We start from the raw sequence: 12,962 nt of genomic DNA, 5'->3' as shown, positions 1-12,962 counted from the left end.
ATGACGGACAGTGCCGTCCTTACGTCGCGAAAGGTCCTCCAGGATTCCAGGCAGGTTTGGATCTATGCGGCTCTTGGCCTTGTGCTCGTTGCTGCTACGGCTGCGATCCTGCTCGCCATGGGGCGTACGCCCATTTGCAAATGCGGCACCGTCGAGCTGTGGCACGGAACCGTGATGGATTCGGGCAATTCCCAGCACTTGACCGACTGGTATTCCTTCTCGCACGTCATTCACGGCTTCCTATTCTACATGGGCGCATGGCTTATCGGTATCGTGCGCGGCAAGCCGCTTCCTCTCGGTGTCGCTTTCCTCATCGCTCTCGGGCTTGAGTGCGCCTGGGAGATCCTCGAGAACACCAACATGGTCATCGAACGCTATCGCGCGACCAACATTGCCTTGGATTACTACGGCGACAGCGTCATCAATTCCGTATCCGACATCCTGATGATGTCGATGGGGTTTTGGCTGGCCAGAATCTGGCCCGTATGGCTGACCGTGACTGTGGCGATTCTCATGGAAGTGATTGTCGGCTACTGGATTCGCGACAATCTCACCCTCAATATCATCATGCTGATCTATCCCATCGAGGCCATTAACCAATGGCAGGCGGGCAGTTGAGTTGAACCTATGCAGACCAATTTTACACCCGATCAGCTTAAAGACCCGGCAATGGCGAGTTCGGAGAAGATTCTTCGAACTTGCGTCCATTGCGGCTTCTGTACCGCGACCTGTCCGACCTATCTGCTTCTTGGCGACGAGCTCGATTCGCCCCGTGGACGCATCTATCTCATCAAGGACATGCTTGAGGGAGGAAAGCCCGCAACGCCCGAGGTGGTGAAGCACATCGACCGCTGCCTGTCGTGCCTGTCCTGCATGACCACCTGCCCCTCGGGCGTGCATTACATGCATCTCGTCGATCACGCCCGCGCTTATATCGAGGCGACCTATACACGGCCCTGGCACGACCGGCTTCTGCGTTCGGTCCTGGCGGCGATCCTGCCTTATCCGCATCGTTTCCGCATGGCGATCGGCGTGGCGCTCCTTGCCAAGCCGTTCCAGAGTCTGATCGGCTCGCTTCCGCTGTTCGGCCACCGTCTGCGGGCGATGATCGATCTGGCCCCGGCGCATGTTCCGGCCCGCTCGCCTTTTGACGGACCGGGTGTCTTCAAGCCGCAGGGACAGCGGAGCGCCCGCGTGGCGATCCTTGCCGGATGTGCCCAGCCTGTCTTAAAGCCCGGCTTCAATGAAGCTGCGGTACGGCTCCTCAACCGGCACGGCGTCGAGGTCATTCAGCCCAAGGGGGAGGGGTGCTGCGGCGCGCTCGTTCACCACATGGGACGCGAGGAGGAGGGGCATGCCTTCGCCAAGCGCAATATCGATACTTGGATCGCCGAGATGGACGGAGAGGGGCTCGATGCGATCATCATCACTGCGTCCGGCTGCGGAACGACGATCAAGGATTACGGCTTCATGTTCCGGAACGATCCGGACTATGCGGAGAAGGCTGCACGGGTTTCCGGAATCGCCAAGGACATTACGGAATATGTGACGAACCTGAAGCTCATGGCGCCAACCCGCGAGACAAATCTCGTGGTCGCTTATCATTCCGCCTGCTCGATGCAGCACGGACAGCAGATCCGCACAGAGCCCAAGACCCTTCTGAAACAGGCGGGCTTCACGGTGAAGGACGTGCCGGAAGGGCATATCTGCTGCGGATCCGCTGGCACCTACAACCTGCTCCAGCCGGAAATCGCCGCCCAGTTGCGGGCTCGAAAGGTCGCCAATATCCAGCGTACGCAGCCGGACCTCATTGCGACCGGCAATATCGGCTGCATGACCCAAATCGGGAAAGGCACGGCCATCCCAATCGTCCATACGGTCGAGCTTCTCGATTGGGCGACCGGTGGACCAATGCCGGAAGCGCTTGAGGCATCCGGTTTCGCCAAGCGCCCGGCGCTCGTCGCTACAGCAGCGGAATGAGCATGAGACAATATTCCGTCATGAAATTCCGTTTCCGTTCTCGCCGCCTCTGAGGTAAAAGGGCCCAAAGGGAAGTCCTGGATCAGAGGAGGCGGCCGTGTCGTCCGGTTGGATGCCTTTCAAGAACCGTTTCGGAAAAAAGCCGGAAGAGGCCGTCTTGGCACTGTCGCAGGAGCCTGACGTATCGTCAGGTTCTGCCGTTGCGGCGCCTGCGATCAAGGACGAGCCGATCATCGTCCGTCCGAACGGAGCTCTCGATTCCGTCGGGCAGAAAAACGAGCTGATCCGTGTCCGTTTTGCCAACATGATCGACCGGCTCGAGGAAATTCGCAGCCTCAAGGACGATTTTGCACTCCTCAGCGAGCCGGTGAGCGACCTGATCCGCAGTTATCCGCAGCTCCAGTCCCGCCTCCTGGAGACTGAAGCCGTTTTGCGCCAGGAAACCGACACGACCGTGCAACTGCGCCGGGAACTGTCCGAGCTCTCCAGCTCTCACGCCCGTATGACGGACGATCTCTCGGCGACTGTCTCGCAGTTGCGTAAGGCCGAGGCCAAGACCCGGGAACAGGAATCGCTCCTCGAAGACCTTCGCCTCAATGTGAAGGACAAGGAGGCGATCGTCGCGGATCTTGAGAACCAGCTCACCATCGAGACGGAGCGCGCGCGCAACATCACGGAAGAGAACCAGGCGCTGCGGCTCGAGGCTCAAGAGGCGGACCAGACCGTCGCCCGTGCGGAGCGGGAGCTCATCGAGACCCGTGAGCGCAACGGCCTCCTCGATCATGAGGTGAAGCGGCTTCAGAAGGTTGCTGAAGAGCAGAATTACCGCCTTTCGAGCCTGACCAATCGTTACGGCGAGCTGGAAACGCAGCTGGAGGCGACGCGTCAGCGGGCTTCCGAGCTTGAGACCAAGCTCATGAGCGAGCAAGTCCTGCGCCAGCGGCTGGAGACTCAGCTCGATTCCGAGCGCTCTGCTCACCAGACCGATCTCTCCGCCCTGGACATGAAGATCGAGGGCCTCAATTCGCGCCTTGCCGCCACGGACAAGATCCTGGCGCATACCCGCGACCAGCTGCGCGACAAGAACGAGGCCCTGCGCGGCGTCGAGCGCAACCTGAAAGAAACCACCATCGAGAAGAACACGGTGGAACGGCGCCTGGAGGCCACGCAACAAGAGGTCGAGCGGCAGGTCGCCATGGTCAACGAGCTCCAGCGGTCTCGTATCGAGCTGCAGGAGCGCGTTGAAATGCTCAATAAGGCGATTGCCGCCAAGGACTTCCAGATCGAGAGCGCCGACAACAAGGTCGCAAGTCTGAGCGAACGCATCGATCAGCTCACTAAGCGCTTCGAGCAGGACCGCAGCACACTCGAATCTGCCAATCGTCGCCTGATGGAGGAGCTGCAGAACGAGAAAGCCGAGCGCTCCCTCATTCAAGGCGCCCTGGAGATCGCCCGCGAGAGCCGGATCAAGATCCAGAAGAAGTACGTTTCGCTGCGCAAGAAGACCCGCCTCGACACGCAGGAAGAAGACCCGATGCTCTTCGACGAGGACGAGTTGGAAGTGGAAACCAACGTCCGTCCACTCAAGTCATCGGACGCGGAATAGATCTGCGGGGCGGCATGCTGTTGGCCAACACAGATTAACCCCATTCGCGGCGGACAATTTCAGTCGTTCGCAATGAGTTTTGTGTTGTTCTGGCCTGAGGTGTCGTCCTGTCATCCCGGCCGGTGTTCCTTGCGATGGCGATGCAGAATGACCCGTTTCGCCGGTGCTTCCCGCAGCGCCCGTATTTGCCTAGGCATCGAACGCAAACGTGGGAACCAGTTTGCGTAAAAAGATGCTAAAAATCAAAAGCTTAAAGCATCGGATCGGACGACAGGTCGGCACGGTCCACGACGTGTGATAGCGCGTCAGGCAAAGCCCGGAAAACCACAAAGGGGCGGATATGACGGGGGCGCAGCATGAGGAGGAGCTCATGAAAGTCAGCCAAGTCATGAAGCACGATGTGCGTCTGATCGAACCTACGCAGACCATTCGGGACGCGGCCCGCATGATGGCTGAACTCGATGCGGGCATTATCCCAGTGCGCGAGGGCGATCGCCTGGTCGGTATGATCACGGATCGCGACATCGCTGTGCGCGCCGTCGCCCAGGGCAGGGGAGCGGATACCTCCGTCCGGGACGTCATGACGGACGAGGTGAAGTACTGCTACGAGGACGACGATACGCGCGAGGTCGCGCGTAATATGGCGGAGATCCGCGTGCGGCGTCTGCCTGTGTTGAACCGCGACAAGCGCCTCGTCGGCATCGTCTCGCTCGGTGACATGGCAAAGTCCAATGGGGGCCGCGAGGTCGGCGCCGCTGTTGCCGGCATTTCACAGCCGGGTGGCCAGCACTGCCAGACAGGTCAGCACGCCTGAGCAGCTGCGCCTCAATAGAGGGGCCACCGACGGTGGCCCCAAACCACCGCCGTGAAGGGAGAGGCATTCCAACGCGACCTGAGAAGTTGGATACTATCCTTGCATCGAGGTTCGCTCGTCGGTTGAAAGGGCAGCAAGAAGTCCTCCACTGAGGTGTTTAGACTTGCGTGAAATAGCACCACGGCCACGCTCTACATTGCAGGGCTTGTCAAAATTCAGTTTTCTTCCTTACTATGCTCGGGAGCTTATGAATTCGCGTTGTCGTTTGTGAATTTTCCCGCGCGACAGGCAGCGTTCGGGAAAGTGTTCCCGAGAGCTCGGAGAGAGCTTTACTGCCGAAATGCTGAGTGCCGTGTGACTGTCGCGCCGTGAAACGGGAGCGGTCAGAGGCCTTCCCGCTCATTGGGCGCTGTGCTGTCCATGGATGCATCGTGGAGGGAGGATCGCATGGACTTTCGTAAGTATTGTGCCGAGGCCGTTGGTACATTTTGGCTGACCTTTGCCGGATGTGGTAGCGCCGTCATCGCGGCAGCATTTCCGCAGGTCGGCATCGGGCTATTGGGCGTGGCGCTCGCTTTCGGCCTGACCGTTCTAACCATGGCCTATTCCATAGGGCACATCTCGGGCTGCCACCTGAACCCCGCCGTTACACTCGGGCTTGCCGCCGGCGGGCGCTTCCCGGCGAAAGATATTCTCCCTTACATCGTCGCCCAGGTGATCGGAGCGATCGTCGCGTCGGCAGTCCTCTACCTGATCGCCAGTGGGTCTGCGGAGTTCAGCCTGGCAAAGGGCTTCGCCGCCAATGGATACGGTGAGCACTCCCCTGGAGGATACTCCTTGATGTCCTGCCTATTGGCGGAAGTGGTGCTGACGATGATGTTCCTGTTCATCATCATGGGTGCCACGCACGGCAAGGCGCCGGTTGGATTTGCACCGATTGCCATCGGGCTCGGGCTGACGCTGATCCATCTCGTCGGAATTCCGATCACCAACACCTCGGTCAACCCGGCACGCAGCACGGGTCCCGCGCTCTTCGTCGGCGGCTGGGCGCTGGGGCAGCTTTGGCTGTTCTGGGTCGCACCGTTGCTCGGTGGCGTGCTGGGCGGGCTCTTCTACCGCTGGATCAGCGAGGAGCCCGCCGCCATGGTGACAGGCATGCCCAAGGCGCCCGCACACTGAAACGCGCTGCCGCAGAGGCTAGGCTCTTTCAGATCGCTCGGTCAGGTTCGCCCTGACCGACGAGGCACGCGCCGACCTGTGAATATCTACAGGTCCGGATGGGTGATGCCGGTTGCCATGTCGCGAGCCCACTGTAAAAACGGCCGAACGGGAAAAGGCGACATCCATCGCCTCCGAAGGGCGAGGGGTATCCGCGATGTTCGATCCTGCGGCGTTCCGGCGGATGGTCCTCAGCCTCCTTGATGCACACGCCGTTCGTTTCGGCCGGCCCACATCGGATCATGCGCTGTTGCGGAAGCAGATCGTGGCGGGGGACGACATCCATTCCCGCCATACCTTTCCAGGGCATATCACGACCTCGGCCCTGATCATCGACAGCGATGGGAAAAGCACGCTTCTGATCCACCATCGCTCTCTCGGTCGCTGGCTGCAGCCCGGCGGCCATTATGAAGCCCCCGATAACCTTGAGGACTCGGCGCTTCGAGAAGCTGCGGAGGAGACGGGCCTAGCGGACCTGGCCCTCGATCCATGGCACCGGGAGACTGGCAGTCCCATCGATATCGACAGCCATCCGATTCCGGCGCGCCCCTCGCGCAATGAGCCCGAGCACTGGCACCACGATATCCGCTATGTGGTACGGGCCCGTCGGAATTCAGTACTTTGTCCGGACCTCGCCGAGGTCGATCAGGCAGCTTGGCATCCCTTGTCGGCTCTGCGGGACATCACGCCCACGGCCCTAGCGAACATGATGGCGACGGGGCTGTTGAAGCCGTGACAGCAAGACCGGGATGCCGTCGGATAATCGTTCTTGAAGTCCTTTGCGGTAAATGACCTGTCTTCGCCGGTATTACTTCGTGGATCGCAAATATAACCTTCGTATTACGCTAAGTCATCGTTAACGAATTTGGCGACATTGTGTCCGCCGTAATCCCAGGCGGAGGTTCGGCAATGGCATTTCTGGCTCGGTTGCGATGGCCATCGGTGCGGGTGCGCGTGGCGGTTTTGAGCGTCGTGATGATCTTAGGGTTCGGCACGGTCGCAGTGATGTTCCAAGGCGGGCGCGCCGGTGTTGATCGTGCACTCGAAGCCCAGCAGACCTATTCGGCGCTGGCCGACAAGGCCTATCAATTCCGGGTCCGAGCCGATGCCCTCAAGGTCACCGCGCGGGAATGGACGGCATCTCGCCTGGGCCATCTGAGCCAAGCCTTCAGCGACCAGCATAGCGCTTTGGTCGAGCAGCTCGTTGCCATGAACGCTGCGCGCGGCGCTGTCCTCGTCGGACCGGAAGTGGCTGAACTCGTCCAGAGAGCCACGGGGCTCATCCAGCAGGCCAAGATCCTCGACAGCCTCTATCTGCAGATCGGCTATCAGGCCGACCAGGGCGCCCGAGGCGACCTTCTCAAGGCGCAGGCCGATCTCGAGAAACTTGTGCGACCGCTTGCCAGCAGCGGCGAGATGGACGGACAACGCCTGTGGGCTGCAGCCCTCGGCATGTTCCTGCAAGAGGCCCGTGCGCGCGACTCTCTGGAGGATACGACGATTCTCGGCAACTTCGATGTCGAGCAGGGCCGCTTCTCACGGGCGCTCGGGCGCTTGAACGGCGAGGCAGCCGAGGCCAAGCCAGAGCTCGAGGAAGCCGGCGAGACCTACCAGAAGGCTTTCGCAGCCTGGGCGGACCTGGAGCAGAAGGTCTCTGGAGAGAGCGAACATCTGATGGGTCAGTTCGAGCTCCTCGTACCGACTCTCGAGCAGCTTCTTGCAAAGGTTCGGGCGGAATCCGGCAAGGCCGATGCTGAGCTCATCGCGTCGCAGCAGCAAACCTTCGCTCAGATTCTCTGGGTCATGGGTGGCGCCCTCGCGCTGGGCCTTGTGCTGACGATCCTTGTAGGCCGGTCGATTTCGCTGCCGCTAACACGCCTTCAGCAAGCCATGCAGCGGCTCGCGGACGGCGACGCCATGGCCGAGATCCCCTCGACGAAGGCCTCCGACGAGATCGGCGCGATGGCCCGTACGGTGCTGGTCTTCCGCGACAATGCCCGTGAACGCGAGCGCCTGACAGGCGAGCGCGAGCGGATGGCATCCTTTGAGTCCGAACGAGCGGGCGCGATTGCTCATGCGATCAGCGCCTTCGATGCATCCGTCGACCAGATCCTGGCCGAGGTGCGTCAAGCCTCCAGCGAATTGGCCGGTGCCGCGGGCGAACTTCAGGGGTCGGCACATCGCGTCACGGAGCAGGCTCAAATGGCGGGTGATGCCACGGGCCGCGCTTCCATGAACGTGTCTGCCGTGGCGAGCGCCGCTGAAGAGCTCGATGCGTCGCTCGCGGAGGTGGCGGCCCAGACGAACGCATCGACGCGGGCGTCGGAGAAGGCTGTTGTGGAGGCGCGCGGTGCGTCGAGCAGCATGGCGGCTCTGTCCACGGCGACGTCGCAGATCGACGAGGTTGCCGGCCTCATTCGCTCCATCGCGGCACAGACCAATCTGCTCGCCCTCAATGCCACCATCGAGGCTGCCCGTGCAGGCGAGGCGGGCAGGGGCTTTGCGGTCGTAGCTCAGGAAGTGAAAACCCTCGCCGCGCAAACGACGCGGGCGACTGAGGATATCGCCCGTCAGATCGAGGCAGTGCAGGAGGCTTCGCGCAATACGCTGGTGGCTCTTGGCAGCGTTCAGGGCAGCGTCGAGGATCTGGCTTCGGTGGTCTCGACTGTGGCTGTTTCTGTCGGCCAGCAGACGGCTGCCGTGTCGGAGATCGCGCGTTCCGTCTCTCAGGCATCGAGCGAGGCGCAGGCGGGGGCCATCGCAATCCAGGCCACCGAGGCGGTGGCGGTACGGTCTCTCGAGGCAGCGCAGTCCGTCGCAGATCTGTCTGTTGCCCTGGAGCAGCAGGCGCAGCGGCTTGGTACGGAGATCGGGCAGTTCCTCGACAACGTTAGGGCTGCCTAACGTCGTGCACCGACTCTCTTTGGAGCGCCCGGATTCGTTCCGGGCGTTTGCCGCTCAAGTTGACGAGAGCACCCCTCTAAAAAACTCTGGCGTCGTGCATACATCTCGTCCAACGCGCGAGGCGTGTGAAGGAGACGTGTCATGAACGACCAGGAACGCCAGGTCATTGCCGATATTTTCCGTCGTCTGGAGCAGGTGGCCAACCAGCCGCGCGATCCAGAGGCGGAGGCCTTCATCGCTGAGAATATCCGCCGGCAACCCTACGCACCCTACGCGATGGCGCAGGCAATCTTCGTTCAAGAGCAGGCGCTTGCAAAGCTTCATGCCGAAAACGAGGCTCTACGATTCGAACTCGAAAACGAGCGGCGCCAGCCACCGCAGGGCGGTTTCCTATCTGGGATCTTCGGGGGCGGGCCGTCTGCACCCGAGCCGGCCTATCGCGAGCCGCCGCGGCAGGCTTCGCCCTGGGGGCAGCCTCAGCCTCAGCCTCAACCGCAACCTCAACCGCAACCTTATCCTCAGCAGCCCTTCGGTGGACCGCAGGGTGGCATGATGGGAGGGACTGGGCCCTGGGGCGGGGCGCAGCGTGGCGGCGGCTTCCTGTCCGGCGCGCTCACAACAGCGGCTGGCGTGGCCGGCGGCATGGTGATCGCCAATGCTCTCTCCCATGCCTTCGGAGGTGCGGGAGCAGGGGCCCAAAGCGCCTTCGGCGACAGATCAGCTCTCGCTGGGCTCGACAATGCGCCGGGGAGCGACAGCAGCGGCAATGCAGGCAATGCCGGAATTACGGACGCGCTCTACCCCAATCAGCAGGATGACGAGCCTCCTCCGGATGATTGGGATGCGGACGGCGATGGCGGCGACGAGGGCGATTGGGTCTAGTCGGCCACCAAGGCGAGAAACGAAACGGGTCAGGTCGAAATGTTCGGACTCTGACACTGCCGTATTTGGTCTACTCTCCGGTGGGCGGTTTCGCTCGACCGAGCCGTCCAATCGGAGCGCACCATGAGTATACATAAGGGGCTGCCCGTCCTCTCCTTCGCGTCACAGACGGAATGGGACGATTGGCTCGTCGCACATGGTGTCGGTTCCTCCGGAATCTGGATTAAGTTCGCGAAGAAATCCTCCGGTGTTGCCAGCGTGGGCAAACCAGAGGCCATTGCGACAGCGATTGCCCATGGTTGGATCGACGGGCAACTCGACCGGTTCGACGAGCGGTTCTGGCTCATCCGCTTCACGCCGCGCGGGCCGAAGAGCAAGTGGTCGCAGAACAACGTCGACACGGCCGAGAAACTGATCGCTGCAGGACGCATGAAGCCGGCAGGCCTCGCACGGATCGAAGCCGCTAAAGCAGATGGCCGTTGGAATGCTGCCTACGCATCCCAGAGCCGGATCGAAGTGCCGGCTGATCTCGCAGCGGCGCTCGATGCGCAGCCCGCCGCAAAGGCCTTCTTCGCGACACTCAAGGGCGCAAACCGATATGCCGTCCTCTACCGCATCCACGATGCGAAGACGGAAAAGACACGGACTGCGCGCATCGAGAAGTTCGTGTCGATGCTCGCGGAGGGCAGGACAGTTTATCCACCCAAGAACTGAGCTCGCCTTCCGGTCCTATCGTCTTAATGCCCTGCGGTTCGGGAGAAGAGATTGATGACGAGAACCCCGGCCAGGATAAGGCAGATGCCGAGGATTGCCGGCAGGTCCAGTACCTGTCGATAGAGGACCCAGCCGGCAAGCGCGATGAGTACGATCCCGATGCCGGACCAGAGCGCATAGGCGATGCCGACGGGAATCGTCCGCAAGGTTAGGGATAGACAGAAGAACGCCATCGCGTAGCCGATGACGACAATGATCGAGGGCCAGAGGCGCGTGAAGCTCTCGGATGCCTTCAGGGCGGATGTTGCGACGACCTCGCTGAGGATCGCAATCAGCAGATAAGCGTAGGTCATGAAGCCTCGGGGGAGGAAAAGAGATATCCCCTGATAACGCAGGTCCGACCTTTGTCGGAAGACCTTGGATGGCCATCATGATCGTGACGCGGTGGCCTCAACTTTAAGTCGATCATCGAGAGCAGATTGATATTCTCTGAAATTCTACCCCTTTCGGGATGTCTCTTACGTTATCCGAAATTGCCAATTGGCAATGTTTGCTGGTCTTGCTCTATAAATAGAGAGGGTAATTTATGAAGAAGGTCGGGAAATTTTACGTAAATTGCCCTATCTATTTATATAGTATATTTGCTCTTACAGTATAATTCATCGTTTTTGTTGTCATGATATTTATCTTTTGTTCCAGATTTGATCCAATTAAACATGTAACATTATTCAGAAGAGGTAGATTCTCGGGTCGAATTTGGAACAAAATAGCAACATGACAGATGGCGCAGACAGAAGAAAGGCCGGACTGCTTGTCCGGCCTCACGTCGCCAGATTAGGGCAAGGATCAGATGACGACGACCGGCGCGCCGACTGGCACCCGATTGTAGAGATCGATCACGTCCTGGTTGAGCATGCGAATGCAGCCGGACGAGACCGCGTGGCCGATCGTATGAGGCTCGTTGGTGCCATGGATGCGGTAAAGGGATGAGCCGAGATAGAGCGCGCGGGCGCCGAGTGGATTGTCGAGGCCGCCCTCCATATGTCTCGGGAGATCTGGCCGGCGTCTCAGCATGTCGCTCGGCGGGCGCCAGTCGGGCCATTCCCGCTTCATGCTGACCGTCTTGCGGCCGGCCCATTCGAATCCGGGGCGCCCGACGCCGATGCCGTAGCGGATCGCGCGTCCGCCGGCCTGGATGAGGTAGAGGTAGCGATTCGGCGTGTCGATGATGATCGTCCCGGGCCTCTCGCCTCCTTGATAGGCGACGATCTGGCGCTGAAACTGTGGCTTGATGGCGTAGTCGAAGCCGCCCTCGGTGCCGAAATCGGCCTCCGGGAGCGAGGCGGAGGCGCGGCCATAGGCAGCCCCCGTCATCGGATCAACTTGTCGATAGACCTCGACGCGTGTGGCTGGCCGGGTCACGCTCGGATAGGTTTCCCGATACCCGTCCTGCGGATAGCCCGGCGGATAACTGTAGCCTGGAACATAGCCGGGATTAGACGGCACTACGAGCAGATTGCCGTAGGCGTCGCGCGGAACGCCATAATAGCCGGCCGGCTGCGCTGAGGCCGCGGCGGGCAGGAGGAAGAGAAGGGCGGCGGTGCAAGGAAGCAGAGAGCGCATCGGAGCATCCTGTCGTCTAAGCTTTGGCATTTCCTGACATAACGGAAAGCACGCCGATTGTTTCCGCGAAAATCGGCGGAATGGGAAGAGAAATCGGCTTTCATTCCTGTCAACAGGCGAAAACCGCTGGTGATTACACCGTGCGATTGCGCTATGAGCCGCTGTAACTCATGAAGGCGTGCTTCCGACGCCTTTCCTTTATCGTCGAGATATCATGCAATTCGGTCCCGCCTTGCGCGCGACCGCGGGAATCGCGGTCCTGTCCGTCATGGATGCGGTCATCAAGGGGATGGCCGCCCATTATCCGATCTTCCAGGTCGCCTTTCTGCGCTTTGCCTGCGGAACCTTGATCGCGACGGGCGTGGTTGCTGTCCTGCGTCCGGGCTGGCCATCCCGGGAAACCGTGACGGCGAACCTGATGCGCTCGGTGGCCGCTGTCGTTACGGCAGTCAGCTTCTTCTATGCCCTGGGTCAGCTGCCTCTTGCCGAAACGCTGGTTCTATCCTTCCTGTCGCCGATGTTCATCGCCCTGTTCGGTCTGCTCCTGTTGCGGGAGAAGGTCGATAGCCGAATCCTCCTGGCGATCGCCGTCGGCTTCGGAGGCACCCTCGTCGTCGTCCTCGGGCAATCCGAAGGAGCTCAGGCCGCGCGCTCCTGGTCCGGCGTAGGGGCGGCCTTGCTCTCCGCCGTCACCTACGCGTTCAGCCTCGTCCTCCTGCGCCAGCGAGCCCAGCGGGACAAGTTCATGCATATCGTGTTCTTCCAGAATGTCGGTCCTGGGATCCTGGTGCTGCCCTTCGCCCTTTTGGTCTGGCAGCCCCTGAACTGGCCCCATCTCGCCTGGTTCATGTCGATGGGCGTGCTTGGCGTCATCGGCCACGTCCTGATGGCGACCGCCTATGCCAAGGCCGAGGCAGCGCGCCTCGCGCCACTGGAATATACGGCCCTCATCTGGGCCGCCCTGATCGGCTACGGGGTCTTCAGCGAGATCCCGACCTGGGCGACGATGGGCGGCGGCACCCTCATCGTCCTGGCGGCCCTCCTGACCTCCCGCCGCTGAGGCTGCTGGTCTTCCATAGGAGCAGGATGTTTACGCTATCCTTTTTGGGAGTCTTGACTCCCCGAACGGCTGTCCTTATCTCGCGATCAGCGTTAGCACTCGATCTCCGACAGTGCTAACAGCCAAGACCAGGACGTGGCCATTGGGGGCTACGCTAACAG

General features: G+C 61.0%; 12 protein-coding genes. 10 read left to right on the top strand and 2 right to left on the bottom strand.

What is annotated here, in order from left to right:
* The 9 genes from K9B37_RS07580 to K9B37_RS07540 all read left to right on the top strand — a co-directional run bounded on the left by K9B37_RS07580 (window position 1) and on the right by K9B37_RS07540 (window position 10,118).
* Window positions 1-618 (top strand): DUF2585 domain-containing protein, encoded by a 618-nt coding sequence (locus K9B37_RS07580; protein WP_224312459.1) that lies wholly within the window; start codon window positions 1-3, stop codon window positions 616-618.
* 9 nt (window positions 619-627) lie between these two features.
* Window positions 628-1,980 carry a glycolate oxidase subunit GlcF gene (glcF, locus tag K9B37_RS07575; protein ID WP_224312458.1) on the top strand — a complete coding sequence of 451 codons (1,353 nt, stop codon included), beginning with the start codon at window positions 628-630 and terminating at the stop codon, window positions 1,978-1,980.
* A 97-nt stretch (window positions 1,981-2,077) separates the two neighbouring features.
* Window positions 2,078-3,586, top strand: a complete 1,509-nt coding sequence (locus K9B37_RS07570; RefSeq protein WP_224312457.1) for a hypothetical protein — start codon at window positions 2,078-2,080, stop codon at window positions 3,584-3,586.
* A gap of 370 nt (window positions 3,587-3,956) precedes the next feature.
* A complete protein-coding gene (locus tag K9B37_RS07565; protein ID WP_224312456.1) occupies window positions 3,957-4,400 on the top strand; it encodes a CBS domain-containing protein in 444 nt (147 codons plus the stop codon).
* 447 nt (window positions 4,401-4,847) lie between these two features.
* On the top strand, window positions 4,848-5,579 hold the full coding sequence (aqpZ, locus tag K9B37_RS07560) for an aquaporin Z (protein WP_224312455.1): 732 nt from the start codon (window positions 4,848-4,850) through the stop codon (window positions 5,577-5,579).
* 196 nt (window positions 5,580-5,775) lie between these two features.
* Window positions 5,776-6,354, top strand: coding sequence for an NUDIX hydrolase (locus K9B37_RS07555; RefSeq protein WP_224312454.1), 579 nt, complete (start codon window positions 5,776-5,778; stop codon window positions 6,352-6,354).
* 173 nt (window positions 6,355-6,527) lie between these two features.
* Entirely contained in the window at window positions 6,528-8,522 is a 1,995-nt protein-coding gene (locus K9B37_RS07550) for a methyl-accepting chemotaxis protein (RefSeq protein ID WP_224312453.1), read from the top strand.
* 141 nt (window positions 8,523-8,663) lie between these two features.
* Complete coding sequence (locus tag K9B37_RS07545; protein WP_224312452.1) at window positions 8,664-9,404, top strand: DUF2076 domain-containing protein; 741 nt, start codon at window positions 8,664-8,666, stop codon at window positions 9,402-9,404.
* Between the two features lie 123 nt (window positions 9,405-9,527).
* Window positions 9,528-10,118 carry a YdeI/OmpD-associated family protein gene (locus tag K9B37_RS07540; protein WP_224312451.1) on the top strand — a complete coding sequence of 197 codons (591 nt, stop codon included), beginning with the start codon at window positions 9,528-9,530 and terminating at the stop codon, window positions 10,116-10,118.
* A 23-nt stretch (window positions 10,119-10,141) separates the two neighbouring features.
* Here K9B37_RS07540 and K9B37_RS07535 read toward each other — a convergent pair whose 3' ends face one another.
* Both K9B37_RS07535 and K9B37_RS07530 read right to left on the bottom strand, forming a co-directional pair.
* Complete coding sequence (locus tag K9B37_RS07535) at window positions 10,142-10,471, bottom strand: DMT family transporter (RefSeq protein ID WP_224312450.1); 330 nt, start codon at window positions 10,469-10,471, stop codon at window positions 10,142-10,144.
* A gap of 493 nt (window positions 10,472-10,964) precedes the next feature.
* Window positions 10,965-11,741 (bottom strand): L,D-transpeptidase, encoded by a 777-nt coding sequence (locus K9B37_RS07530; RefSeq protein ID WP_224312449.1) that lies wholly within the window; start codon window positions 11,739-11,741, stop codon window positions 10,965-10,967.
* Between the two features lie 214 nt (window positions 11,742-11,955).
* Here K9B37_RS07530 and K9B37_RS07525 point away from each other — a divergent pair, with 214 nt between their 5' ends.
* On the top strand, window positions 11,956-12,801 hold the full coding sequence (locus K9B37_RS07525; RefSeq protein WP_224312448.1) for a DMT family transporter: 846 nt from the start codon (window positions 11,956-11,958) through the stop codon (window positions 12,799-12,801).
* The last annotated feature ends 161 nt before the right edge of the window (window positions 12,802-12,962 follow it).

Origin of the sequence: Microvirga puerhi, from assembly GCF_020089865.1 — a bacterium.
GTDB lineage: Bacteria > Pseudomonadota > Alphaproteobacteria > Rhizobiales > Beijerinckiaceae > Microvirga > Microvirga puerhi.
The sequence above is the reverse complement of the archived record's forward strand: the minus strand, read 5'-3'. Positions and strand labels throughout refer to the sequence as shown.

What these genes read in the sequence shown, in the direction of transcription:
- glcF (WP_224312458.1), top strand. Translation starts at nt 628, where the DNA reads ATGCAGACCAATTTTACACCCGATCAGCTTAAAGACCCGGCAATGGCG.
- K9B37_RS07580 (WP_224312459.1), top strand. Translation starts at nt 1, where the DNA reads ATGACGGACAGTGCCGTCCTTACGTCGCGAAAGGTCCTCCAGGATTCC.
- K9B37_RS07540 (WP_224312451.1), top strand. Translation starts at nt 9,528, where the DNA reads ATGAGTATACATAAGGGGCTGCCCGTCCTCTCCTTCGCGTCACAGACG.
- K9B37_RS07555 (WP_224312454.1), top strand. Translation starts at nt 5,776, where the DNA reads ATGTTCGATCCTGCGGCGTTCCGGCGGATGGTCCTCAGCCTCCTTGAT.
- K9B37_RS07545 (WP_224312452.1), top strand. Translation starts at nt 8,664, where the DNA reads ATGAACGACCAGGAACGCCAGGTCATTGCCGATATTTTCCGTCGTCTG.
- K9B37_RS07530 (WP_224312449.1), bottom strand. Translation starts at nt 11,741, where the DNA reads ATGCGCTCTCTGCTTCCTTGCACCGCCGCCCTTCTCTTCCTCCTGCCC.
- aqpZ (WP_224312455.1), top strand. Translation starts at nt 4,848, where the DNA reads ATGGACTTTCGTAAGTATTGTGCCGAGGCCGTTGGTACATTTTGGCTG.
- K9B37_RS07550 (WP_224312453.1), top strand. Translation starts at nt 6,528, where the DNA reads ATGGCATTTCTGGCTCGGTTGCGATGGCCATCGGTGCGGGTGCGCGTG.
- K9B37_RS07525 (WP_224312448.1), top strand. Translation starts at nt 11,956, where the DNA reads ATGCAATTCGGTCCCGCCTTGCGCGCGACCGCGGGAATCGCGGTCCTG.
- K9B37_RS07565 (WP_224312456.1), top strand. Translation starts at nt 3,957, where the DNA reads ATGAAAGTCAGCCAAGTCATGAAGCACGATGTGCGTCTGATCGAACCT.
- K9B37_RS07535 (WP_224312450.1), bottom strand. Translation starts at nt 10,471, where the DNA reads ATGACCTACGCTTATCTGCTGATTGCGATCCTCAGCGAGGTCGTCGCA.